Source organism: Cognatiluteimonas profundi, assembly GCF_009792795.1.
Classification (GTDB): Bacteria; Pseudomonadota; Gammaproteobacteria; order Xanthomonadales; family Xanthomonadaceae; genus Cognatiluteimonas; species Cognatiluteimonas profundi.
Genome location: NZ_VKHQ01000002.1, coordinates 243,339 through 266,141, shown reverse-complemented (window position 1 = coordinate 266,141; position 22,803 = coordinate 243,339). Strand labels below are relative to the sequence as shown.

Annotated in this window: 22 protein-coding genes; 13 read left to right on the top strand and 9 right to left on the bottom strand. The window is 68.1% G+C overall.

What is annotated here, in order from left to right:
* Nucleotides 1-1,156: HAMP domain-containing protein (locus GST15_RS02010; protein ID WP_199268692.1), on the bottom strand; the 1,156-nt coding region annotated here is incomplete at its 3' end.
* A 166-nt stretch (nt 1,157-1,322) separates the two neighbouring features.
* Between GST15_RS02010 and GST15_RS02005 the strand changes: the two genes are divergently transcribed.
* The gene (locus tag GST15_RS02005) at nt 1,323-2,675 is read left to right on the top strand and encodes a dicarboxylate/amino acid:cation symporter (protein ID WP_425482183.1); all 1,353 of its coding nucleotides are present in this window, start codon (nt 1,323-1,325) and stop codon (nt 2,673-2,675) included.
* A gap of 43 nt (nt 2,676-2,718) precedes the next feature.
* Here GST15_RS02005 and GST15_RS02000 read toward each other — a convergent pair whose 3' ends face one another.
* The gene (locus GST15_RS02000) at nt 2,719-3,348 is read right to left on the bottom strand and encodes a phosphatase PAP2 family protein (RefSeq protein WP_159015571.1); all 630 of its coding nucleotides are present in this window, start codon (nt 3,346-3,348) and stop codon (nt 2,719-2,721) included.
* 194 nt (nt 3,349-3,542) lie between these two features.
* Here GST15_RS02000 and tkt point away from each other — a divergent pair, with 194 nt between their 5' ends.
* The 4 genes from tkt (at nt 3,543) to GST15_RS01980 (ending at nt 7,802) form a co-directional block, all read left to right on the top strand.
* Nucleotides 3,543-5,534 (top strand): transketolase, encoded by a 1,992-nt coding sequence (gene tkt / locus GST15_RS01995; RefSeq protein WP_159015570.1) that lies wholly within the window; start codon nt 3,543-3,545, stop codon nt 5,532-5,534.
* Nucleotides 5,535-5,545: 11 nt separating this feature from the next.
* Complete coding sequence (locus GST15_RS01990) at nt 5,546-6,145, top strand: DNA-3-methyladenine glycosylase (RefSeq protein WP_425482179.1); 600 nt, start codon at nt 5,546-5,548, stop codon at nt 6,143-6,145.
* Nucleotides 6,146-6,229: 84 nt separating this feature from the next.
* Complete coding sequence (locus GST15_RS01985; protein ID WP_159015568.1) at nt 6,230-6,601, top strand: BlaI/MecI/CopY family transcriptional regulator; 372 nt, start codon at nt 6,230-6,232, stop codon at nt 6,599-6,601.
* Nucleotides 6,588-7,802, top strand: coding sequence for a M56 family metallopeptidase (locus GST15_RS01980; protein WP_159015567.1), 1,215 nt, complete (start codon nt 6,588-6,590; stop codon nt 7,800-7,802). Before GST15_RS01985 ends, GST15_RS01980 begins: the two co-directional genes overlap by 14 nt.
* A 15-nt stretch (nt 7,803-7,817) precedes the next feature.
* On the opposite strand, the gene GST15_RS01975 is transcribed toward GST15_RS01980, so the two are convergent.
* Genes GST15_RS01975 through GST15_RS01965 form a run of 3 tightly spaced genes read right to left on the bottom strand, consistent with a single transcriptional unit; the run spans nt 7,818 to nt 9,860 of the window.
* Nucleotides 7,818-8,567 (bottom strand): sulfite exporter TauE/SafE family protein, encoded by a 750-nt coding sequence (locus GST15_RS01975; RefSeq protein ID WP_159015566.1) that lies wholly within the window; start codon nt 8,565-8,567, stop codon nt 7,818-7,820.
* A gap of 52 nt (nt 8,568-8,619) precedes the next feature.
* A complete protein-coding gene (locus tag GST15_RS01970; protein WP_159015565.1) occupies nt 8,620-9,513 on the bottom strand; it encodes an MBL fold metallo-hydrolase in 894 nt (297 codons plus the stop codon).
* Nucleotides 9,510-9,860: an ArsR/SmtB family transcription factor gene (locus tag GST15_RS01965; RefSeq protein ID WP_159015564.1), complete on the bottom strand. Its 351-nt coding sequence runs from the start codon at nt 9,858-9,860 to the stop codon at nt 9,510-9,512. Before GST15_RS01965 ends, GST15_RS01970 begins: the two co-directional genes overlap by 4 nt.
* Nucleotides 9,861-10,107: 247 nt before the next feature.
* Here GST15_RS01965 and GST15_RS01960 point away from each other — a divergent pair, with 247 nt between their 5' ends.
* From GST15_RS01960 to trxC, 5 genes are read left to right on the top strand one after another with little or no spacing between them, the layout of a single operon-like run.
* On the top strand, nt 10,108-11,415 hold the full coding sequence (locus tag GST15_RS01960) for an NAD(P)/FAD-dependent oxidoreductase (protein WP_159015563.1): 1,308 nt from the start codon (nt 10,108-10,110) through the stop codon (nt 11,413-11,415).
* Between the two features lie 12 nt (nt 11,416-11,427).
* Nucleotides 11,428-11,643 carry a YgaP family membrane protein gene (locus GST15_RS01955; RefSeq protein ID WP_159015562.1) on the top strand — a complete coding sequence of 72 codons (216 nt, stop codon included), beginning with the start codon at nt 11,428-11,430 and terminating at the stop codon, nt 11,641-11,643.
* 7 nt (nt 11,644-11,650) lie between these two features.
* A complete protein-coding gene (locus tag GST15_RS01950) occupies nt 11,651-12,730 on the top strand; it encodes an efflux RND transporter periplasmic adaptor subunit (RefSeq protein WP_159015561.1) in 1,080 nt (359 codons plus the stop codon).
* On the top strand, nt 12,723-15,974 hold the full coding sequence (locus GST15_RS01945) for an efflux RND transporter permease subunit (RefSeq protein ID WP_159015560.1): 3,252 nt from the start codon (nt 12,723-12,725) through the stop codon (nt 15,972-15,974). The genes GST15_RS01950 and GST15_RS01945 overlap by 8 nt, the downstream gene beginning before the upstream one ends.
* Complete coding sequence (trxC, locus tag GST15_RS01940; protein ID WP_159015559.1) at nt 15,971-16,411, top strand: thioredoxin TrxC; 441 nt, start codon at nt 15,971-15,973, stop codon at nt 16,409-16,411. The genes GST15_RS01945 and trxC overlap by 4 nt, the downstream gene beginning before the upstream one ends.
* A gap of 28 nt (nt 16,412-16,439) precedes the next feature.
* On the opposite strand, the gene GST15_RS01935 is transcribed toward trxC, so the two are convergent.
* Nucleotides 16,440-17,270 carry a S1/P1 nuclease gene (locus tag GST15_RS01935; protein WP_159015558.1) on the bottom strand — a complete coding sequence of 277 codons (831 nt, stop codon included), beginning with the start codon at nt 17,268-17,270 and terminating at the stop codon, nt 16,440-16,442.
* Nucleotides 17,271-17,346: 76 nt separating this feature from the next.
* Between GST15_RS01935 and gap the strand changes: the two genes are divergently transcribed.
* Nucleotides 17,347-18,366, top strand: coding sequence for a type I glyceraldehyde-3-phosphate dehydrogenase (gene gap / locus GST15_RS01930; protein WP_159015557.1), 1,020 nt, complete (start codon nt 17,347-17,349; stop codon nt 18,364-18,366).
* 70 nt (nt 18,367-18,436) lie between these two features.
* Here gap and GST15_RS01925 read toward each other — a convergent pair whose 3' ends face one another.
* Nucleotides 18,437-19,951, bottom strand: coding sequence for a glycosyltransferase family 39 protein (locus GST15_RS01925; RefSeq protein ID WP_159015556.1), 1,515 nt, complete (start codon nt 19,949-19,951; stop codon nt 18,437-18,439).
* Between the two features lie 51 nt (nt 19,952-20,002).
* Nucleotides 20,003-20,326 carry a ferredoxin FdxA gene (gene fdxA / locus GST15_RS01920; RefSeq protein WP_159015555.1) on the bottom strand — a complete coding sequence of 108 codons (324 nt, stop codon included), beginning with the start codon at nt 20,324-20,326 and terminating at the stop codon, nt 20,003-20,005.
* A gap of 104 nt (nt 20,327-20,430) precedes the next feature.
* On the opposite strand from fdxA, the gene GST15_RS01915 reads away from it, so the two are divergent.
* Together GST15_RS01915 and GST15_RS01910 are read left to right on the top strand one after the other, a co-directional pair.
* Entirely contained in the window at nt 20,431-20,868 is a 438-nt protein-coding gene (locus tag GST15_RS01915; protein ID WP_159015554.1) for a group III truncated hemoglobin, read from the top strand.
* Between the two features lie 102 nt (nt 20,869-20,970).
* A complete protein-coding gene (locus GST15_RS01910) occupies nt 20,971-22,170 on the top strand; it encodes a phosphoglycerate kinase (RefSeq protein ID WP_159015553.1) in 1,200 nt (399 codons plus the stop codon).
* A gap of 29 nt (nt 22,171-22,199) precedes the next feature.
* Here GST15_RS01910 and GST15_RS01905 read toward each other — a convergent pair whose 3' ends face one another.
* A complete protein-coding gene (locus tag GST15_RS01905; RefSeq protein ID WP_159015552.1) occupies nt 22,200-22,799 on the bottom strand; it encodes a GNAT family N-acetyltransferase in 600 nt (199 codons plus the stop codon).
* Nucleotides 22,800-22,803 lie beyond the last annotated feature (4 nt).

Here is a 22,803-nt window from a genome sequence, read left to right as displayed (position 1 = left end):
GCTTGCCCTCGGTGCCGACTTCGCGCGCCACGCGCGTGACTTCCGCGGCGAACCCATTGCGCCGGTCCACCATGGTGTTGAGCCTGTCCTTCCGCGCGCGGATCTCGCCGCGCCCGTCCACGATGATCTTGCGCGACAGGTCGCCCTTGGCCACAGCGGTGGTCACTTCGGCGATGTTGCGCACCTGCGACGTCAGGTTCGACGCCAGCGAGTTCACCGAGTCGGTCAGATCCTTCCACGTGCCGGCAACGCCGGGCACGATCGCCTGGCCGCCGAGCTTGCCTTCGGTACCGACTTCGCGCGCCACGCGCGTCACCTCGGATGCGAAGCCGCGCAGCTGGTCCACCATCGTGTTGATGGCTTCCTTGAGCTGCAGGATCTCGCCGCGCACGTCCACCGTGATCTTGCGCGACAGGTCGCCGTTGGCGACCGCGATCGTCACCTCGGAAATGTTTCGCACCTGCGCGGTGAGGTTGTTGGCCATCTGGTTGACCGAGTCGGTCAGGTCCTTCCAGACGCCGGAGACGCCCTTGACCTTGGCCTGGCCACCGAGCAGGCCGGCGGTGCCAACCTCGAGCGCCACGCGCGTGACCTCGGACGAGAATTCGCTCATCTGCTCGATCATGCGGTTGACGATGTTCGCCGAGCGCAGGAACTCGCCCTGCAGCGGGCGGCCGTCGGCTTCCAGCGGCACCGTGCGGGTGAGGTCGCCCTTGGCCACGCCGGCCATCGCCTCGGTCATGGTTTCGACTGGACGCACCAGGTCGTCGATCAGCCAGTTGACCGAGTGTTCCATTCCGGCCCATGCGCCCTGGCGGTCGGCCGGTACCACGCGCTGGCGGGTCTGGCCTTCGCGTCCGACTTTCTGGCCGACACGCGCGAGCTCGTCGGCCAGCCGACGATTGGAGCTGACGATCCTGTTGAAGACCTCCGCCAGCTTCCCGGGGATGCCGTCCCAGTACATGGGCAACTGCACCGAGAAGTCGCCGGCGTTGACGTCCTGCATCGCTGCCAGCAGCTGCAGCAGCGGGTCGGCCTGGACCGGCGTCGCTGCGTGGGACGGTTGATCCGCTTCCATTGTCGCCGTGGCGATGGCCGCGTCGGTGTTGTTGGTCGCGGCTCCGCGGCGGCTGCGACGGGTCGTGTTTTCGCTCAAGCAAAGCCCCCTGGAAACGGCCAGCGCCGGCTATCCGGGCAGGCATGATTCAAGACAAAGTAGCTCATCGAATGTCGTGATTGCGTGCACGCGGCCTTCACGGTCGTGCCGACCGCGCAGGGGCGTCATGTAAGCTCGCGACACCGTCCAGCCTACCCAGCCCATGCTGAATTCCCCACCGCTCACCTTGCGCAAGCGCCTGCCACTCCATATCAGGGTCCTGCTGGGCTTCGTGCTCGGCGCGCTGGTCGGGCTGGCCGCGCATTTTTACGCTGCCGATGCCCCGCTGACCCACGACGCGATCACGTATGTCACGCGGCCGCTCGGGCAGGTGTTCCTCAACCTGCTGTTCATGCTGGTGATCCCGCTGATGTTCTCGGCGCTGGTGCTGGGCGTGGCTGAGCTGGGCGACATCGCCAGCCTCGGGCGGTTGGGATGGAAGACCCTGATGTACACCGCGGCCGTCACCGGCATGGCGGTCGCGATCGGCCTCGTGATGGTCAACCTGATCCAGCCCGGCCTGCACCTGGACCCGGCGCTGGTGCAGCAGGCGATGGCGAGCAATGCGGCGAAGGCGAGCGACATCGTCGCCAGCGGCCACCAGCTCGACGCCTTGCAGTTGCTGGTCAACATCGTCCCGCACAACCCGCTTGCGGCGGCGGTCGACGACAAGCAGACGCTGGGCGTGGTGTTCTTCGCGCTGATGATCGGCATCGGCCTGGTGCTGACGCCGAGCCCGGCGACCGAGGCTTTCAAGCACGCGCTGCAGGGCCTGCTGGAAGTCAGCATGCGCCTGATCGGACTATTCATCCTGCTGGCCCCGTACGCGGTCGCCTGCTTCATGTTCACCCTGTGCGCGCAACTGGGCTGGGACGTCATCGTCGGCCTGAGCTGGTTCGTCGCCACCGTGCTGCTGGCGATCGGGCTGCACATGTTCGTGGTGCTGCCGCTGTGGGTGCGCTACATGGGTGGCATGCCGGTACGCACGTTCTTCCGCGGAAGCCAGGAGGCGACCCTCACCGCGTTCGCCACCGCCTCGTCGACCGCGACGCTGCCGGTGACCCTGCGCGTGGCCGAGGAGAACCTGGGCCTGCCGCGCAAGGTGTCGCGCTTCGTGCTGACCGTCGGCGCGTCGGCCAACCACCATGGCACGGCCTTGTTCGAAGGCGTCACCGTGCTGTTCCTGGCGCAGGTCTTCGGCCTGCACCTGGGCTTCCTGCAGCAGCTGATGGTGCTGATGCTGTGCATCCTCGGCGGCATCGGCACTGCCGGCATCCCGTCCGGGTCGCTGCCGGTGATCGCGATGATCTGCGGCATCGTCGGCCTGCCGCCTGCCGGTATCGGCATCATCATCGGCGTCAACACCTTCCTGGACATGTGCCGCACGGCGCTGAATGTCACCGGCGACCTGGCGACGGCCGTCGTCGTGTCCCATCGCAGCGGCGAAGTGGATGTTCCGGCGATGGCGCCCGAACCGCGCGCCGAGGCGCAACAGGACCTGCTCACCGGCCGTCGCTGAGGTCCGTGTCGTGGCCGGCGCATGGACGCCGGCCGTGGCTGCATCAGAACCGGCGCGAGTACCCGACCATCAAGCCGTTGCCGGGAAGCAGCCCCATGATCAGCGGCGTCCTGCGATGGTGCGCATACAGCCCCCAGGCGACGCCCACCGCGGCACCGACCAGGACATCGCTCTGCCAATGACCCTGGACCTTGACCCGCGCGACGGCGTCGTAGGCGGGTAGCAGCGCAAGGGCGTAGACCGCCGGATGGTCCTGGCGGTATTCGGCGATGAAGGGCGTGACGATGGCGCTGATCTCGGCGACTTCACCGCTGGGGAAGCTTCGATGTGAGCCGCCCTGGAAAAAGCGGTTGGGGTCGTTGGTCTCGCTCGGACGCTCGCGCGAGAAGGCCACCTTCATCACGCTGGTGGTCGCGGCGGTCAGGACCATGGAGTCCAGCGCCTGGTCGAAGGTGTGCCCGAGCCGGGAGTCGCTGTTGCCGAACAGCGCGCCGCCGACGACGGTCAACGCGGCACCCGCGGCGAGGTCCTTCTGGTAGCTGCGCTTCCAGATCCCCGAGTTGTCGTAATTGACGCGATGGTCGATGCCGAAGGGGCCACCCGCCGCCAGGGCCTGCGGCGACAGGGCGGACAGGGCCAATGCGGCGGCCAGCAGGGCGGAGCGTGGGGCCATGGGCGGGGCCTCCTGGGGACGAGGGAAGCCTATGCCTGGTGGTGTCAGCACGCCATCACGAGCCGTCGCCCGCCGCGCTCGGCGGCTTCGTGGCGCGACAGCGCGGCGACCGGATGGGACAATAGCCGCGCCCGCCGCCAGGCCGGTGCCGCCCCGCGGATGCCGTGCGTCCGCCTCGAACCCATCCGGACCCCATGACGACGCCCAGCCGCCGCGATCTTGCCAATGCCATCCGTTTCCTCGCCATCGATGCGGTGGAGGCCGCCAAGTCCGGCCATCCGGGCATGCCGATGGGCATGGCGGACATCGCCGAGGTGCTCTGGAACGATTACCTCAACCACAATCCGAACAACCCCAAGTGGTTCAACCGCGACCGCTTCATCCTGTCCAACGGCCACGGCTCGATGCTGCAGTACGCACTGCTGCACCTGTCGGGCTACGACCTGCCGCTGGATGAGCTGAAGCATTTCCGCCAGCTCGGTTCGAAGACGCCGGGTCATCCGGAAAACCACATGACGCCCGGCGTGGAGACGACCACCGGGCCGCTGGGGCAGGGCTTCGCCAACGCGGTCGGCATGGCGCTGGCCGAGAAGCTGCTGGCGCAGCGGTTCAACCGTCCCGAGTTCGCCGTCGTCGACCACCGCACCTGGGTGTTCATGGGCGACGGCTGCCTGATGGAAGGCATCTCGCACGAGGCCGCATCGCTGGCCGGCACCTGGGGCCTGCACAAGCTGGTGGCATTCTGGGACGACAACCACATCAGCATCGACGGTAATGTCGCGGGCTGGTTCACCGACGACACGCCGGCACGCTTCGAAGCCTACGGCTGGAATGTGATCCGCGGCGTCGATGGTCACGACGCCGTCGCCATCAAGGCCGCGATCGAGGCGGCGATGCAATCGCAGGACAAGCCGACGCTGGTCTGCTGCCGCACGACGATCGGTTTCGGATCTCCGGGCAAGGCCGGCAAGGAATCCAGCCACGGCGCGCCGCTGGGCAAGGACGAAGTGGCGGCGACGCGCGCTGCGTTGAACTGGCAGCACGGACCGTTCGAGATCCCGGAGGACATCCGCCTGGCGTGGCGCGCCCGCGACGCCGGACTCGTCCGCGAGCACCAGTGGGGCGACGTGTTCGACGCCTACGCGCATCGCCATCCGGAACTCGCCGATGAGCTCGTGCGGCGCTCGCGGAACGAATTGCCGGATGACTTCGCGGCGCAGGCCGATGCCTACATCGCGCGCCTGCAGGCCGAAGGTCCCAACATCGCGTCGCGCAAGGCATCGCAGCTGGCGATCGAGGCCTACGCGCCACTGCTGCCCGAGCTGATCGGCGGCTCGGCCGACCTGGCGCATTCCAACCTGACGCTGTGGAAGGGCAGCAAGTCGGTCGTCAGCGAAGACGCGGATGCCAACTACATCTATTTCGGCGTGCGCGAATTCGCGATGACGGCGATCAGCAACGGCCTGGCGCTGCACGGCTGCTTCATCCCCTACGACGCGACCTTCCTGGTCTTCAGCGACTACGCGCGCAATGCGGTGCGCATGAGCGCGCTGATGGGCGCGCACGCGATCCATGTCTACACGCATGACTCGATCGGCCTTGGCGAGGACGGCCCGACCCACCAGCCGATCGAGCACCTGGCGGCGTTGCGCCACATCCCGCACAACGATGTCTGGCGCCCCTGCGACGCGGTCGAATCCGCGGTCTGCTGGCGCGCGGCCATCGAGCGCCGCGACGGCCCGAGCTGCCTGGTGTTCTCGCGGCAGAACCTCGCGCACGAGGCGCGCAACGAGCGGCAGGTGGCCGACATCGCGCGCGGTGGTTACGTGCTGCGCGATTCCGTCGGCGCGCCGCAGATGATCCTCATCGCCACCGGATCCGAAGTCGGCCTCGCCATGCAGGCGGCCGCGCAGCTCGGCGACGGCGTGCGCGTGGTGTCGATGCCGTCGACCGACGTGTTCGACCGGCAGGAAGCGGCGTATCGCGAAGCCGTGCTGCCCGACGCGTGCCGCAGGCGCGTCGCGATCGAAGCGGGCGTCAGCGATTTCTGGCGCAAGTACGTCGGCCTGGACGGCGGCGTCGTCGGCATCGACAGCTTTGGTGCGTCGGCGCCGATCGAGGCGCTGATGCCGCATTTCGGATTCACCGTCGACAACGTGGTCGCAGTGGCGCGATCGCTGCGCTGAGGATGGTGGGTTTGCCGGCAACGCGGGATCGCGACACGCGCCTGCCGCGCGCGTTCTACCGGCGCGATCCCCGCGAGGTCGCGCCGGAACTGCTCAACAAGGTGCTGGCATCCGCCGACGGCCGTCGCGCGCGCATCGTCGAGGTCGAGGCCTATTGCGGCGCCGACGATGCGGCCGCGCACACCTATCGGGGCAGGACCGCCCGCAACGCGGTGATGTTCGGTCCGCCCGGCATGATGTATGTGTACTTCACCTACGGCATGCACTACTGCTGCAACACCGTCTGCGGCGAGGACGGTGTCGGGGTCGGCGTGTTGTTGCGCGCCGCCGAACCGCTTGCGGGCCTGGAGCGCATGCGCGAGGCGAGGCCGGCGGCGAAGCGCGATCGCGACCTGTGCAGCGGCCCCGCGCGCCTGTGCCAGGCCTTCGGCATCGACCGCCGGCAGGATGGCATCGACCTGGTGACCGGCAGTGGCGGCATCGGCATCGTCGACGACGGCGTCCCGCCGCCCGCGGAGCCCGCGGTCGGGCCGCGCATCGGCATCCGCCATGCGGTCGATGCGCCATGGCGCTGGCATGTGCCCGGCCACATCCACGTCTCGCGCCGTTAGGTGACCCGCCATCTCCGTTACCGGACCCGCTTGACAGCGGCGATTACAGGCGTAATCTGCCGGAAAGGTTTACGGACGTAATCGATGCAGATCAGTGAAGCCGAATCCGCCGTCATGGACGTCCTCTGGCGCCAGCAGCCGCTGGCGGCCGAGGACGTCGTCGCCGCGCTGGCCGACAGCCGGCAGTGGCAGGAAGCCACGATCAAGACCCTGCTCAACCGCCTGCTGAAGAAGGGCGCGATCCGCGCCAGCAAGGACGGTCGCCGTTACCTGTATTCGCCGGTGCTGCAGCGCCAGGCCTGGATGCTGGGCGAGAGCCAGGGGCTGCTCGAGCGCCTGTTCGATGGCCGCGTGGCGCCACTGGTCGCCCACTTCAGCGAGCACCGCAAGCTCAGCCGCAAGGACATCGCCGAACTGCGCAAGCTGCTCGAGGAGATCGACGATGGGCATCGCTGACACGCTGCAGGTCTTGCTCGAGACCGCGCTGGCGACAACCGGCGCAGTGACGCTGGTGCTGCTGTTGCGGCGGCGGTTGCGCATGGCCTTCGGCGCGGCCGTGGCCTACTCGGCATGGCTGATGGTGCCGATGGCTGCGATCGCCGTGTTGTTGCCCGCGGCCACGGTGCCGGTGACGACGATCCAGGTCGGGCAGCGTCTTGCCGCGACGCCGCTTGCGGCACACGTCGTGGTTCAGCAGGTGGCCGTCGCGCCCGGCCCGTGGCTGCTGGGGACCTGGCTGCTGGGGGCGATGTGCGCCGCGATCTGGTTCGCGCGGCAGCAGCACGCCTTCCGCAGCGGCCTGGGCAAGCTGCATCGCCGCCCCGACGGACTGCGGGTTGCGGATTCCGTCGACGGACTGCCGGCGGCGTTCGGGCTCCTGCGACCGGTCATCGCGCTGCCTTCGGATTTCGACGTGCGCTACGACAGCGAGCAGTGCGCGTTGCTGCTGGCGCACGAGCGTTCCCATATCGTCCATGGCGACCTGCATGCCAACGCGCTGGCCACCGCGCTGCGCTGCGTGTTCTGGTTCAACCCGCTGCTGCATGTGGCCGTGCGTCATTTCCGCCAGGACCAGGAGCTGGCCTGCGACCTGCGCGTCGTCGCACGCCATCCGCTGTCGCGTCGCGCGTATGGCGAGGCCATGTTCAAGACCCAGTTGGCGGCGCAAGCGCTGCCATTGGGTTGCCAATGGGGATACAGCCATCCACTCAAGGAGAGAATCACCATGCTCACGCAACCCGTTCCATCACTGTCGCGCTGGATCGGCGGCAGCGTGCTCGTCGCGATGCTGAGCCTGGGGGCGGGCTTCGCGGCCTGGGCCTCGCAACCGTCGCGGCCGGTGATCGACGTGCCTGCGGCCAATCCGGTGCATGCGATGCTGTTGACGCGCATCGATGGCAGCAAGCCACCGCCGCCGCCCGCTGCGCCGGCACCGCCCATCGCTGTACCGCCATCGCCGCCGGTTCCCGCGACAATCGCGCTGTCCGCACCACCGCCGCCACCCGCCGCGCCGGCTCCGCCGACCGCTGCATCGCCACCGCCACCACCACCACCGGTACCCGCGGCGATCGCGCTGCCTGCACTGCCGCCCCCGCCGCCGCCGCCACCGGAATCGGCCGCCGCGCGGATGCCGCCTCCGCCCACCGCGATGCGCTAGGCAGCCAGGCGCCGCTCAGCCGAGCAGGAGCTTGCCTGCCGCCACGACCAGCACCAGCGACAGCGCATAACGCAGACCCCTGACCGGCAGCCAGCGCAATCCGAGCTGGCTGCCGAGCAGCGCGCCGATCGCGACGACCAGCAGCCACATGGGCAGTGCATGCGGAAGGGTGCCGCTCGCATGCATCAGTCCGGCCAGCCCGGTGAGCGAATTGATCCAGACGAAAGCCACCGACGTGCCGCTGGCGTCGCGCGTCGGCATCCAGCGCGCGAACAGCAACACCGGCGTCAGGAAGATGGCGCCACCGGTTCCGGTCAGGCCGGACAGCACGCCGATGGCTGCACCGACCAGCAGGGCCGGCAGCCACGGAACCTGGCGACCGGCGAGACCGGCATCGATGGCTTCGGCGTGTGCGGCGCTGCGGAACACGCCGGCCGCCGCCACCAGCAACACCAAGCCCAGCAGCAGCGAATAACGGTCCCTCGGCAAGCTGACCTGTGCGGAGAGAAACGCCGCCGGTGCGGACGACAGCACGAACGGGAATACGTTTCGCCAATGCACGTGGCCGCCGCGCCACCAGCGGAACAGGCCGATGCCGCCGACCAGCAGGTTGAGCGCCAGCGCCGTCGGCCGGATCGCTTCGGGCGTGACATCGAGCAGCGCCATCGCGCCGATATAGCCGCTGGCGCCGGCATGGCCGACCGATGCATACAGCACCGCGACCAGGAAAAAAGCCGCGGACAGCAACCAGTCGACCGCGCTCATGTGCGCTGCTTGCCGTGCCGCGTTGCGGGCGACAGCCCGATGCCAGCCTGCGTCAACGCGGCGCTGCCGCCAGCAACGATGCGCCGTCCTCGTCGATCCGGATGGGCGTCTTCAGGTACACGCGGCCATCGTCCTGTTGCGGCAGCCGGCCGCCACGGATGTTGACCTGCAGCGAGGGGTAGAGCAGGTTCGGTGCCGGCAGGGCCGCATCGCGTGCGCTGCGCGCGCCGTGGAAATCGGCGAGCGTGGTATCGGCGCGCAACATCCGGTTGTCGCGCCTGGACTCGACAACGCCGACATGGGAGCGCGGCTGCCGACCCTGCGGCGGATAGTCGTGGCACAGCCACAGGACCGTATCGTCGGGCAGTGCATGCAGCCGCTGGATCGATGCGTACAGCTGCTCGATGCTGCCGCCCGGGAAGTCGCAACGTGCCGTGCCGACGTCGGGTGCGAACACCGTATCGCCGACGAAGACATTGCCGTCGATGCGGTAGCTGATGCCATCGGCGGTATGCCCAGGTGTCGACAGGACCGCGATGCGCAAGGCGCCGGCATCGATCGTGTCGCCATCGGATAGCGTCCGGTCGAACGCGTCGGTGAAGGCAGGGTCGTCGGCGGGCACCTGGAAGACGTCGGCGAAGTACGCCTGTACCGAGCGGATGTTGCTGCCGATCCCGATCGGGGCCGACGTGTTCGCGTGCAGGAAGGCGGCAGCGCTGAGGTGATCGGCGTGCGCATGTGTTTCCAGGATGTGGTGCACGCGCAGGCGCTGGTCGGCAATGTGGGTGAGCAGTTGCCGCGCACTCTCCATGCTGATGCGGCCGGACCCGGGGTCGTAGTCCAGCACGGGATCGATCACCACGGCGTCGCGGCCGCGGCTGACGACATGGCTCCACGTGCCCGTGGCCGGATGGAAGAAGGGATGGATCGCCAGCTGGTCCGTCATGGGCGTTCTCCGCAAAGGGCGCGATCATCGATGCAATAGACGTCGTGCAGGGTGGCGATGATCTGCCGCGACGGGCCATCGGCCAGCGAATACAGGATCGTCTGTGCCTCGCGTCGGGTCTGCACCAGCCCGTCGGCGCGCAGCAGCGCCAGGTGCTGGGAGAGCGCCGACTGGCTCAGGTCCAGTTGCGCGTTGAGGTCGCCGACGGAACGTTCGCCGTCGACCAGCAGGCACAGGATCATCAGCCGCTTCTCGTTGCCCAGCGTCTTCAGCAGGCGGGCGGCATCGCCCGCATGCGCACGCATGCGCTCGGCGGTGGACACGCTCCGGGACGGGCGACGCGGCATCGAAACAGGCCTCGCAGTTGTTGGGTGGAAGTGACGCCAGGCAGTGGCTCGGGCCGCGGCCATGATGCCATCGCGGGTGGCGCGGCCCGGTTGGCGCATCCGGGCTGGCATCGGATAAATATTAGTTGACACGAATATAAGGTAGTCCTAAAGTATGCGCAACCCGACGGGCCTTGGTTGATCAGGGTCAATACCGCCGCAGGTCAGGCGATTGAGGATGGGTCGATCCCGTACTGGAGCTAACGCCATGTCCAACATTGTTGTCCTGGGCGCCGGCCTCGCCGGCATGAGCGCCGCTTATGAACTGCGCGAGGGGCTGGGCAGTTCGCACCGGATCACGGTCGTCGGCGAGGGTGGGCTCTTCGGGTTCACGCCCTCCAATCCGTGGCTGGCCGTCGGCTGGCGCAAGGCGGCCGAGATCACGCTGGATGCGGGGGAGCGCCTGGCCCGCAAGGACATCGGCTTCAACGGATCCGGCGCGGTCGCCATCGATGCGCCGACGCGTCGGTTGCGCACCGGCGATGGCCAGCTGCTCGACTATGACTACCTGCTGATCTGCACCGGCCCGAAGCTGGCCTTCGAGGAAGTGCCCGGCAGCGGTCCCGACCATGGCCACACGCAATCGGTGTGCACGACCGCGCATGCCGCGAAGGCGTGGACCGCATATGAGGAATTCCTGAAGGATCCAGGTCCCATCGTCATCGGCGCGATGCAGGGCGCCAGCTGTTTCGGCCCGGCCTACGAGTTCGCGTTGATCCTCGACACCGACCTGCGCCGCCGCAAGCTGCGCGACAAGGTGCCGATGACGTTCGTCACCAGCGAGCCCTACATCGGGCACATGGGCCTGGGCGGAGTGGGCGATTCCAAGGGCCTGATGGAATCCGAACTGCGCCAGCACCACATCCGCTGGATCACCAATGCCAAGGTGCAGGAAGTGCGCCCCGGCGAAGTCGTTGCCGTCGAGCACGACGCGCAGGGACAGCCGCTGAAGGAGCAGGTGCTGCCCTTCAGGTTCGCCATGCTGCTGCCGGCGTTCAAGGGCGTCGATGCGGTGGCCGGCGTCGAGGGCCTGTGCAACCCGCGCGGCTTCGTCATCGTCGACAAGCACCAGCGCAGCCCGAAATTCCCGCAGATCTTCGCCGCCGGCGTCTGCGTCGCGATCCCGCCCGTGGAGGTGACACCGATCGCCACCGGCGCGCCGAAGACCGGCTTCATGATCGAGTCGATGGTCACCACCATCGTGCGCAACATCAAGGCCGAGCTCCGCGGCGAAACGCCCGATTTCGAAGGCACGTGGAACGCGGTGTGCCTGGCGGACATGGGCGACACCGGCATGGCGTTCGTCGCATTGCCGGAAATCCCGCCGCGCAACGTCACCTGGACGAAGAAAGGCAAATGGGTGCACGTGGCCAAGATCGCATTCGAGAAGTACTTCCTCTACAAGATGCGCAACGGCACATCCGAGCCGATCTACGAGAAATACATCCTGGGGATGCTCGGCATCGAACGCCTGAAACCAGGCAGTCGCGCATCGTCATCCCACAAACAACCCTGAAAGGAGAACCCGATGAGCCTGGAACGCGCGGTCATGGCATTTGCCGGGGTGATGATCCTCATCAGCCTCGCACTGACGTATTACGTGTCGCCGTGGTGGTGGCTGCTGACGGCATTCGTCGGCCTCAACCTGCTGCAGTCGGCATTCACCCGCTTCTGTCCGGCGGCGATGGTGATGCGCAAGCTGGGCGTCGGGCGCAATGCGCCGGCCGGCTGCGGTTATCGCTGAGCGAGCCATGACAAGCAGACTCCTGTTGCTCGCCAGCCTGGTGCTGGCGCTGGCCGCTTGTGGCAGCGGAACGCAAACCGTCGAGTTGCCGCCGCTGCCACGCCTTGCCTCCCATACCGTGCAGGCGGCCACCGTCGACGGTGGTCGTGCATGGGACGGCGTGGTCGAAGCCGTGCAGCAGGCACAGCTGACCGCGCAGACAGCCGGTCGCGTCACCGTGGTCGCGGTCGACGTGAACGATCGCGTCGCGGCGGGCGAGGTGTTGCTGCGGCTGACGGCGGTCGAGCAGCAGGCGGGCGCCAATACCGCGCGTGCGCAGTTGCGTGCGGCGGAAGCAGCCGCCGTGGAAGCGGAAGCCAACTTCCGCCGCTACGACGCACTGGCATCCGGCCAATATGTGTCGCGCGCCCAGATCGACCAGGCGCGCGCGGCACGCGACAGCGCGGTCGCATCGCGCGACGCCGCGCGCGCGCAACTCGCGCAGGCGGGCCAGCAGGCCGACTACACGGTGGTGCGCGCGCCTTATGCCGGCATCGTCAGTGCCCGTCTTGTCGAACCCGGCGAAAGCGTCGCCCCCGGCCAGCCGCTGCTGGCGATGTACGCACCCGGCGCGTTGCGGATCCAGGTCCAGGTCCCGCAGTCCGATGCCGAAGCCATCCGCAGCGCCGGTCGCGCGGCCGTGCTGCTCGACGATGGTCGGCGACTCGATGCGGCCAGCGTGGCCGTGTTCCCGTCCGCCGATCCGGCCACCCACAGCGTGGCCGTGCGCGTGATCCTGCCGGCGATGGAGCAGGCGCCCTCGCCGGGGGCGACCGCCAAGGTCCTGTTCCCCATCGCGGGCAAGGCCGACACCGGCGCCGTGCGCATCCCGCGCAGCGCGCTGGTGCAGCGTGGCGAGGTCAGCGGCGTGTACGTGATCGACGGCAATCGCCTCATGCTCCGGCAGTTGCGGCTGGGCCGGCCCGCTGGCGACGGCGTCGAGGTGCTGGCGGGACTGAAGCCAGGCGAGCGCATCGCCACCGATCCGGTCGCGGCATTGCAGGCACTGGTGTCGCAGCGCGATGCCGCAGGCGTCAAACATGACTGACAAGCTTCCGCGCCTGGGGCTGTCGGGGCGTCTTGCCGCCGCGTTCCAGGCCAATCCGATCACGCCGCTGATCGCGCTCATGGGCCTGTTGCTGGGCCTGGTCGCGGTGCTGGTGACGCCGCGCGAGGAAGAGCCGCAGATCGACGTCACCATGGCGAATGTCTTCGTGCCGTATCCGGGCGCGTCGGCGCGCGAAGTCGAGCAGCTGGTCAGTACCCCGCTGGAACAGAAGCTCTCGGAGATCGAGGGCATCAAGCACGTCTATTCGATCAGCCGTCCGGGCATGGCGGTGCTGACGGTCGAATACACCGTCGGCGTGCAACGCCAGCCAGCGATCGTGCGGCTCTACAACCAGGTGTTCTCCAACCAGGACTGGCTGCCACAGGGTCTCGGCGTGGGCCAGCCGCTGATCAAGCCCAAGGGCATCGACGACGTGCCGGTGATGGGACTGACGCTCTGGTCCGACGATCCGCATCGCAGTGCCACCGAGCTGGCGGAAGTCGCGCACACGCTGGAAACCGAACTCAAGCGCATCCCCGGCACGCGCGACGTGTACACGATCGGCGCGCCGGATCGCGTCGTCGAGGTGACGCTCGACGCGGCCAAGCTCGCGGCCTACGGGCTGACCGTCGAGGACCTGTCGCAGTCGCTGCGGGCGGCGAACGTGGTGCGCCAGGTCGGTGAGCGCGTCGGCAGCGATGCGGCCGTCCCGGTCACCGCCGGCACCTTCCTCGCCAACACCGATGACGTGCGCGGGCTCGTGATCGGCCTTGCCGGCGGCAAGCCATTGCAGCTGTCCGACGTGGCCAGCGTGCGCGAGGGAGCCGACGTTGCCTCGCGCTATGCCTGGCACGGCGCGCCGCCGGGGCGCGCCGGCCCCGCACAGGGGATCACGCCCGCCGTCACCATCGCCATCGCCAAGAAGCCGGGCAGCAACGCCGCCGACATCACCACGGCGGTGACGCGTCGCATCGCGCAGCTCGAAGGCGAACTCATCCCGCAGGGCGTGCACGTCACCGTGACCCGCGACTACGGACGCACCGCCACCGACAAGGCGATCAAGCTGATCGAAAAGCTGGTGTTCGCCACCGGCTCGGTGGTGTTGCTGGTGCTGTTCGCGCTCGGCTGGCGCGAGGCGATCGTGGTCGGCACCGCGGTGGTGCTGACGCTGGCGGTGACGCTGTTCGCGTCCTGGGCGATGGGCTTCACGCTCAACCGCGTGTCGCTGTTCGCGCTGATCTTCTCGATCGGCATCCTGGTCGACGATGCGATCGTCATCGTGGAGAACATCCACCGGCACATGGCGCGCGGCGGGCAATCCCTGCGCGAGGCCATCCCGCCGGCGGTGGACGAAGTCGGCGGCCCGACCATCCTGGCGACCTTCACCGTGATCGCCGCGCTGCTTCCGATGGCGTTCGTGTCGGGGCTGATGGGCCCCTACATGCGGCCGATCCCGATCAATGCATCGGTCGGCATGCTGCTGTCGCTGGCGATCGCGCTGGTCGTCACGCCGTGGCTGTCGCTGAAACTGTTGTCGCGCCATGCACCGCACGACAAGGACCCGGCGCCGCACGCCGACATCGACGCGCGCACCGACAGCTGGCTGCACCGCGTGTTCGGCCGGGTGATGCGGCCATTCCTCGACCCCGAAACCGGCGGGCGTCGCCGCCTCTGGCTGTTCGGCGGCATTGCCGGACTGGTGGTGCTGGCGGCGTCGCTGGCGGTCGTGCAGCTGGTGGTGCTGAAGATGCTGCCGTTCGACAACAAGTCCGAGCTGCAGGTGGTGGTCGACACCCCCGAAGGCCGCACGCTCGAAGACACCAATGCGCTGCTGGTCGAACTGGCATCGGTGATCGACACGGTGCCCGAGGTGCTCGACTACCAGGGCTATGCCGGCACCGCCGCGCCGATCAATTTCAACGGGCTGGTGCGGCAGTACTTCCTGCGTAGCGGCAGCAATGTCGGCGACCTGCAGGTGAACCTCGTCGACAAACACCTGCGCAAGCGCCAGAGCCACGAGATCGCGCGCGCACTGCGGCCGCGACTGGCCGCGATTGGCCGTGCGCACGGTGCGTCGGTCAAGGTGGTGGAAGTTCCGCCCGGGCCCCCGGTCTTGTCGCCGCTGGTGGCGGAAATCTATGGTCCCGATTACGCGCGCAGCCGTGCCATCGCGCGCGGGCTTGAGCAGCGCTTCCTGGCGACGCCGGACATCGTCGATGTCGATTCCAGCGTGGAGGCCAATGCGACGCGTGAGGTGCTCGTCGTCGATCGCGTGCGGGCAGCGCGACTCGGCGTGCCGCAACCGGCGATCGACGATGCACTGGCGGCGGCCGTGTCGGGACTGGACGCGACCTGGGTCCACGACAGTGCGTCGAAATATCCGCGGCCGGTCCGGCTGCGGCTGCCGGTCGCCGAGCAGGCCAGCGCCGATCGCCTGCTCGCCCTGCGCGTGCGCGGCGGACAGGGGCAACTGGTGCCCTTGTCGGAACTGGTCAGCGTGCAGCGCACGCCGTGGGACGGCGCCATCTACCACAAGGACCTGTTGCCGGTCGTCTATGTCACCGGCGACGAAGCCGGCAAGCTCGACAGCCCGCTGTACGGCATGTTCAACCTCGTCGGCCAGGTCCGCGACCATCGTGTCGATGGCCAGAAACTCGACCAGACCTTCATCGCGCAACCGGCCGATACCAGCCATTTCGCGATCAAGTGGGATGGCGAATGGCAGATCACCTACGAGACCTTCCGCGACATGGGCATCGCCTACGCCGCCGGCATCGTGCTGATCTACCTGCTGGTGGTCGCGCAGTTCCGCAGTTACCTGGTGCCGCTGGTGATCATGGCGCCGATCCCGCTGACGGTGATCGGCGTGATGCCCGGGCATGCGCTGCTCGGCGCGCAGTTCACCGCGACATCGATGATCGGGATGATCGCGCTGGCGGGCATCATCGTGCGCAACTCGATCCTGCTGGTGGATTTCATCAACCATTCGGTGGCTGAGGGCCTCTCGCCAGCGGACGCGGTGATCGAAGCCTGTGCCGTACGCGCGAAGCCCATCGTCCTGACCGGCGTCGCCGCGATGGTCGGTGCGTTCTTCATCCTCGACGATCCCATCTTCAACGGACTCGCGGTGTCGTTGATCTTCGGCATCCTCGTCAGCACGGTGCTCACGCTGGTGGTGATTCCATTGCTGTACTACACGCTGCTGCGCTGGAAGGCGGCACGGGAAGAAGAGGTCACCGCATGACCGACGCGTTGCTCGTTGCCTGTCCCCACTGCCACGCGCTCAACCGGGTGCCTCCCGCGCGACTGGGCGAAGCGCCGACCTGCGGCAAGTGCCATCGCGTGTTGTTCGATGGGCACCCGATGGCGCTGGATACGGCCCATTTCGATGTCCATGCCGGGCGCAGTGGCCTGCCGCTGCTGGTGGATTTCTGGGCGCCGTGGTGCGGGCCCTGCAGGATGATGGCGCCGGAGTTCGAGAAGGCAGCGGTGCAGCTGCAACCCGACGTGCGGCTGGCGAAGGTCGATACCGAGGCCGAACCGGCACTGGGCCAGCGATTCGGGATCCGCAGCATTCCCACGCTCGCGTTGTTCGTTGGCGGTCACGAACTGGCGCGACAGCCCGGCGCGATGTCGGCGACGGACATCGTCCGCTGGACGCGCCAGCACCTGCCGCGCTGACGGCAAAGGATGCCGACTTGCGCGCGACTCAGTGGTCGAGCGCGTCGTCGAGCAATGCCGCCAGCCGGTACGCCGCCTGGCGGATGCGCAATTCGGCCAGCGGGCGTTGCGCGATCAGATAGCGGCTGTCCATGGCGTGCGCGGCCGGATACAACGCGCGGGCGTCGACCAGTCGACAGGACTCGCCTGCCCAGACCGCGGGATTCGCATTCGCGGCCGCGACCGGCGGCCAGGGCGCGGCGGCGAGCCGATCGGCATACGGGCGCTCGCCCAGGCCAGCGGAGGCCAGCACGTCGTAATCCCAGATCGCGTGCAGGTTGGTGCCCAGCACCCCGTCGACGTAGCGCTCGTGCAGGAACGGCGGCGGCACATGGTCGGTGCGCAGGTTGACCTGGAACCGGTTGCCGCCCTTGTCGCGGTGGCCACCCGCATGCAGCGGCTGGTGCGCGTCCGCGACCAGGTGCACGAGGAATTTCAGTGCGTCGCGGCGCGACTGCGGCGCCGCGGACGCATCGGCAAGAATGCTGCGTTGCGCCCGGATCGCCCCGATCACGCAGTTGCCATCGGGGCAATCGCGCGGCGGATCGTAGCGGCAGCCGTCGTCCATGGAGATGTAGTGCCAGCGCGACGTCGCCCTGAAACGGGAGGTGTCGCTGTAGCGCAGGTCGTCGGCCCACTGGGCGATTCCCGCCAGCGTGGGGTCGCGTTCGCCCGCCAGCAGCAGCTGGATCTGGCTCCTGGTACCGGGCCGGACGTGGCGCTGCGCGAGGTCGCCGACCAGGCGATGGCCCAGGGCGCTCCAGGCCATGGCGGCGGGGCTCAGGACGAGCAGGAGCAGCAGTACGGGCAATCGGGGCATCGTCGGGGTGGGTCCATCACCAGGGAACCGTTAAAATAACGGGCTTTCCGCACCCCGTCTGTCAGGAGTTCCCGCAATGGCAATCTCTGGAAAGCCAATCAAGGTTGGCATCAACGGCTTCGGCCGCATCGGCCGCAACGTGCTGCGCTCGGCTGTCGAAAACTTCGGCAACGACATCGAGATCGTCGCCATCAACGACCTGCTCGATCCCGACTATCTCGCGTACATGCTGATGTACGACTCGGTCCACGGCCGCTTCGCCGCCGACGTCGCGGTGGACGGCAACACGCTCGTCGTCAACGGCAGGAAGATCCGCCTGACCCAGGAACGCGACCCGGCCAACCTGAAATGGGCCGAGGCGGGCGCGGAGGTCGTGATCGAATCGACCGGCCTGTTCCTCGACAAGGCCGGCGCGCAGAAGCACATCGACGCGGGCGCGAAGAAAGTCATCCTTTCAGCCCCATCGAAGGACGACACGCCGATGTTCGTGTTCGGCGTCAACGACAAGACCTACAAGGGTGAGGCGATCATCTCCAACGCCTCGTGCACGACCAACTGCCTGGCGCCGCTGGCGAAGGTCATCAACGACAAGTGGGGCATCAAGCGCGGCCTGATGACCACCGTGCACGCGGCGACGGCGACCCAGCGCACCGTCGACGGCCCCAGCCACAAGGACTGGCGCGGCGGTCGCGGCATCCTGGAGAACATCATCCCGTCCAGCACCGGCGCGGCGAAGGCCGTGGGCGTGGTAATCCCCGAGCTCAACAAGAAGCTCACCGGCATGTCGTTCCGGGTGCCGACCTCGGACGTGTCGGTCGTCGACCTGACCTGCGAGCTCGAGAAGCCGGCGACCTACGCCGAGATCTGCGCGGAGATGAAGGCGCAGAGCGAAGGCGCGCTGAAGGGCATCCTCGGCTACACCGAGGACAAGGTCGTCGCCACCGACTTCCGCGGCGACGCGCGCACGTCGATCTTCGACGCCGATGCCGGCATCGCGCTCGACAGCACCTTCGTCAAGCTGGTCAGCTGGTACGACAACGAGTGGGGCTACTCGAACAAGTGCCTGGAAATGGTGCGCGTGGTCGCGGCGAAGTAAGCGCCCGGCACCGTAATGACCACCACGAAGCCCCGCCGATGCGGGGCTTCTTTCCTGCGGCGCGCGTGCGTCAGCCGAACGACGGCCGCGCAGGCCACAATTTCGACCACGGCACGCGCAGGTCGCGGCAGATGTAGATATCCGGGTGCGAGGTTTCCTCGTTCTCGACGTGCTGCGGGTTGCGGAAGCGTGTGGCGAGCGCGCAATCGGCCGGCGTGTCGCTCATGCCGTGCGCATCGTCGCCGAGCACGATCACCGTCGTCGGTGGCCGTGCGCCATAGCCGCGAAACCAGAAGGAATTCACCGGACTGATCGCGCGTGGCAGTCCATGGCGCGGTCCGTACAGGTCGATGGCGCCGGCCTCGCCATAGTTGTTGGCGTAGATGCCGGTCTGCGCGCGCTCCGCGGGTGGCAGCGACTGGTAGACGTCGGCGACCTGCGTGACGTACTCCGGCCAGCCGACCTGCTCGGCGAAGTTGTCGTGCGCCGCGCGGCTGATGCGCCAGCCGGTGGAGTTCACTGGAGCCCACGGCAACGCCACGGCCACGCCAATGACGAAGGCGCAAGCCAGTCCGGTCGCGATCGCGGCGCGGAGCCAGGTCGCCGCGCGCGGGCGGACGGTTGCAAGCCAGCGCTCGCAGGCAACAGCTCCCGCGGCGAGCAACATCGGGTAGGCCGGCGCGAGGTAGTAGCTGCGACCCTTCGCCAGCCAGAACAGCAGCAATGGCACGGCGTACCACCACGCCAGCAGACGGTAGCGCGCGGCGTCCTTCGCAAACACCAGCCAGCCCAGGCCGCCCAGCCACAGCGGCAACAGGAATGGACCGGTGCTCGCGTACAGCTGCTGGAGCAGGAAACCGTCGGTGCGGCCGATGGCCACGTCACGCGCGTGGATCGACTGCAGGAAGTCCAATGCGAGGAAGCCATGGTCGAACTGCCACAACCCGTTGGGCAGGAAGACCAGCAGCGACAGCCCTGCGCCAAGCCATGGCCAGGGGCTCGCGAGCTGCCGCCGCAAGGGCGTCGCCAGCACGCCCACAACCAGCCCTGCCACGCAGAACAGCATCGTGTAGCGCGTCATCATTCCAAGGCCGATGACCAGCCCGATCCCCAGCCACCAGCGCGGATCATTGCGATTCACCAAGCGCAGGACCATCCACGCCAGCAGGACCCACCACAGGTGATCGAAGGCGGTGTACATGAACTCGCTCGCTGTCAGCAGCGAGAACGGTGTCGCCGCAACCGCGAGTGCCGCGATCAGCTGCGCGCTGCGTCGACCGCCGAGTTCCCGCGCGATCAGTCCGGCCAGCACCATCGCCGCGCACTGCGCCAGGGCGGCGAAGAACCGGAAGCCGCCCAGCGAGGTCCCGAACAACAGCAGTTCGAGTCGCCCAAGCGCCGGCGTCAGCGGCGGATAGGCGACATAGCCCCAGGCGAGGTTGCGGGCGTCGTCGAGCACCGCCAGTTCGTCACGGTGGAATCCGTACCGGCCGTTGAGCGCGACATGCAGCAGCAGCCGTGCCAGCGCCAGCGCCAGCAGGATGGCCAGATCGCCGGGTCGATTGTTCGTGCGTGGGCTTGCCATGGGCCTGCCCCCTCCCCGGAGCGGGTAGGAGCTTAGCGCGATGGCGGGGCGTCAGCGCTCCAGCAAGGGCAGCTTGTCGGGCACGCCGTCCCATTGCGCCGCGTCGGGCAATGCCGGCTTTCGCCGGGTCAGCACCGGCCACAGCGGGGCGAGTTCGGCATTGATCGCGAGGAATGGCTCCTGCCCACCGGGCACGTCGTCCTCGGCGAAGATCGCACCCACCGGGCATTCCTCGACGCACAAGGTGCAGTCGATGCACTCCACCGGATCGATGACCAGGAAATTCGGGCCCTCGTGGAAGCAGTCCACCGGACACACCTCCACGCAATCGGTGTGTTTGCAGTTGATGCAGTTCTCGGTGACGACGTGGGTCATGCGCCTGCGGCGGTGCGGGGGGCTCGCCAGTATCGCGCGCGTGAAAGGAGCTTTCACTGACATGGGTCAAGGCCGGGCGGTGCCCGGTTGCCGATACTCGGTCCATGGATGACAAGACTGCAGCGACCGCGCCCGCCGCGGAATTGAGTGCGGACGACATCGAGCGCCTGGTCGATCGCTTCTACGACCGCGTCCGCGTCGACCCGGTCCTGGGTCCCGTATTCGGCGCAGCGGTGCACGACTGGCCCGCACATAAGCGCACGCTCGTGTCGTTCTGGTCATCGGTGGCGCTGCGTGCCGGCACCTACCGCGGCAACCCGATGGGCGCGCACCGGCCGCACCCGATCCGCAGCCAGCATTTCGACCATTGGCTGCGCCTGTGGGGTGAGACCGCGGATGCCGTCCTGGCCCCGGCGCATGCGGAGTTGTTCCAGGAACTTGCGAGCCGGATAGGACGCAGCCTGCATGATGGCCTTGGACTGAACGTGCAGGTGACGACCGCCAGCCTGCTGGCCCCCGGACGCAGGCCGGGGCGCCTTTGATGGATCGGGCGGTACAGCAACGGCAAATCGGGCAGTTGCTGCCGGTTTGAACCGGACCGCCCGCGCCCGGACAATGGACGGCTACCCACCATGGAAGGCGCCATGTCCATTCTTCGCATGACCGATCTCGACCTCGCCGGCAAGCGCGTGCTGATCCGCGAGGACCTCAACGTGCCGGTCGAGCGCGTCGATGGGCAGCCGCCGCGCATCACCTCCGGGCAGCGCATCGACGCCGCATTGCCGACGTTGCGCCTGGCGCTGGAACGCGGCGCGGCCGTGATGGTGATGTCGCACCTCGGACGGCCCAAGGAAGGCGTCTGGAGCGATGCGGACTCGCTGGCGCCGGTGGCGGCGCGCCTGTCGGAACTGCTCGGCCGCGACGTGCCGCTGCTGCGCGATTACCTGGATGGCGTGCAGGTCCAGCCGGGCCAGTTGGTGCTGCTGGAAAACTGCCGGATGAATGTCGGTGAAAAGGGCGACGACGAAGCGCTGGCGAAACGCTACGCGGCGTTGTGCGACATCTTCGTCATGGATGCATTCGGCACCGCGCATCGCGCGCAGGCGTCCACCCATGGCGTGATCCGTTTCGCGGCAAAGGCATGCGGCGGACCCTTGCTGATGGCCGAGCTCGATGCCTTGTCGAAGGCGCTCGATGCGCCGGCCCGGCCGCTGCTCGCAATCGTCGCCGGTTCCAAGGTCAGCACCAAGCTGGAACTGCTGTCCTCGCTGGTCGGCAAGGTCGATCAATTGATCGTCGGTGGCGGCATCGCCAACACCTTCATCGCCGCCGGGGGATTCGACGTCGGCAAGTCGCTGGTGGAACACGACCTGCTCGACACCGCCCGGCAGATCATGCGTGACGCCAGGGCGCGCGGAGCCGACATCCCGGTGCCGACCGATGTCGTCGTCGCGCCACGTTTCGCCGCCGATGCGCCGGCGACCGTGAAGCCGGTCGATGCGGTGGGTGGCGACGACATGATCCTGGACATCGGCCCGCAGACCGCGCAGCGCTACGCCGCGCTGATCCAGCGCGCCGGCACCGTGGTCTGGAATGGTCCAGTCGGCGTGTTCGAGTTCGACGCCTTCGGCCGCGGTACCGAAACGCTCGCCCATGCCATCGCGGCATCCGACGCGTTTTCGATCGCAGGCGGTGGCGACACGCTCGCGGCGGTCGACAAGTATGGAATCGCCGACAAGGTCAGCTACATCTCCACCGGCGGCGGTGCGTTCCTGGAGTTCCTCGAAGGCAAGGAGTTGCCTGCGGTGACTGCGCTGAAGGCCGCGGCCTCCGCGGACGCGTGATCGCCGATGCCGGCGCGGATCATTGCTGCCTAGTCCTGGCGTGAGGACCAGTCCTGCGCCAGCAGTCCGAACAGCTCGGTGTCGCTGATCGCGTCGCCGACGAAATAGCGCTGCCGCAACAAGCCCTCGCTGGCAAACCCAAGCCGTTGGAGCAGCTTGCGCGAGCCGTCGTTGCGCGGGTCGATGTCGGCCTCGACGCGGTGCAGGGCCAGCGTGCGGAACGCCCAGTCGAGCGACAGGGCGACGGCTTCGGCCGCCAGGCCGTGTCCCCAGTGATCGCGGTGCAGGGCATAGCCGATCTCGGCGCGACGGTGTCGCGGTTCGATGCGGAACAGCGTGCAGGTGCCGATGACGCGGTCATCGCTGCGTCCGGTCACGACCCAGTTGAGCATGGCGCGCTGCTCGAATGCGTCCTGGATTTCCGCAATCAGGCCTTCCGCCTCGCCGCGGGTCGTCATCGGCGGCCGGCTCCAGTAGCGCATGACGTCCGGGTCCGCGAACAACGCGAACACGGCGTCGGCATCCTCGGCGCGGGGACCGCGCAATTGCACGCGCTTGCCCTGCAGTCGCGGGAACGACGGCAGCGCCGCCAGCGTGGAGGGGATGTCGATGCGTGTCGTCGCAGTCATGGTG

What these genes read in the sequence shown, in the direction of transcription:
- GST15_RS01915 (WP_159015554.1), top strand. Translation starts at nt 20,431, where the DNA reads ATGGATGACAAGACTGCAGCGACCGCGCCCGCCGCGGAATTGAGTGCG.
- tkt (WP_159015570.1), top strand. Translation starts at nt 3,543, where the DNA reads ATGACGACGCCCAGCCGCCGCGATCTTGCCAATGCCATCCGTTTCCTC.
- GST15_RS02000 (WP_159015571.1), bottom strand. Translation starts at nt 3,348, where the DNA reads ATGGCCCCACGCTCCGCCCTGCTGGCCGCCGCATTGGCCCTGTCCGCC.
- GST15_RS01985 (WP_159015568.1), top strand. Translation starts at nt 6,230, where the DNA reads ATGCAGATCAGTGAAGCCGAATCCGCCGTCATGGACGTCCTCTGGCGC.
- trxC (WP_159015559.1), top strand. Translation starts at nt 15,971, where the DNA reads ATGACCGACGCGTTGCTCGTTGCCTGTCCCCACTGCCACGCGCTCAAC.
- GST15_RS01950 (WP_159015561.1), top strand. Translation starts at nt 11,651, where the DNA reads ATGACAAGCAGACTCCTGTTGCTCGCCAGCCTGGTGCTGGCGCTGGCC.
- GST15_RS01975 (WP_159015566.1), bottom strand. Translation starts at nt 8,567, where the DNA reads ATGAGCGCGGTCGACTGGTTGCTGTCCGCGGCTTTTTTCCTGGTCGCG.
- GST15_RS01925 (WP_159015556.1), bottom strand. Translation starts at nt 19,951, where the DNA reads ATGGCAAGCCCACGCACGAACAATCGACCCGGCGATCTGGCCATCCTG.
- GST15_RS01910 (WP_159015553.1), top strand. Translation starts at nt 20,971, where the DNA reads ATGTCCATTCTTCGCATGACCGATCTCGACCTCGCCGGCAAGCGCGTG.
- GST15_RS01960 (WP_159015563.1), top strand. Translation starts at nt 10,108, where the DNA reads ATGTCCAACATTGTTGTCCTGGGCGCCGGCCTCGCCGGCATGAGCGCC.
- fdxA (WP_159015555.1), bottom strand. Translation starts at nt 20,326, where the DNA reads ATGACCCACGTCGTCACCGAGAACTGCATCAACTGCAAACACACCGAT.
- GST15_RS01935 (WP_159015558.1), bottom strand. Translation starts at nt 17,270, where the DNA reads ATGCCCCGATTGCCCGTACTGCTGCTCCTGCTCGTCCTGAGCCCCGCC.
- GST15_RS01965 (WP_159015564.1), bottom strand. Translation starts at nt 9,860, where the DNA reads ATGCCGCGTCGCCCGTCCCGGAGCGTGTCCACCGCCGAGCGCATGCGT.
- GST15_RS01955 (WP_159015562.1), top strand. Translation starts at nt 11,428, where the DNA reads ATGAGCCTGGAACGCGCGGTCATGGCATTTGCCGGGGTGATGATCCTC.
- GST15_RS01980 (WP_159015567.1), top strand. Translation starts at nt 6,588, where the DNA reads ATGGGCATCGCTGACACGCTGCAGGTCTTGCTCGAGACCGCGCTGGCG.
- GST15_RS01970 (WP_159015565.1), bottom strand. Translation starts at nt 9,513, where the DNA reads ATGACGGACCAGCTGGCGATCCATCCCTTCTTCCATCCGGCCACGGGC.
- GST15_RS01905 (WP_159015552.1), bottom strand. Translation starts at nt 22,799, where the DNA reads ATGACTGCGACGACACGCATCGACATCCCCTCCACGCTGGCGGCGCTG.
- GST15_RS01945 (WP_159015560.1), top strand. Translation starts at nt 12,723, where the DNA reads ATGACTGACAAGCTTCCGCGCCTGGGGCTGTCGGGGCGTCTTGCCGCC.
- gap (WP_159015557.1), top strand. Translation starts at nt 17,347, where the DNA reads ATGGCAATCTCTGGAAAGCCAATCAAGGTTGGCATCAACGGCTTCGGC.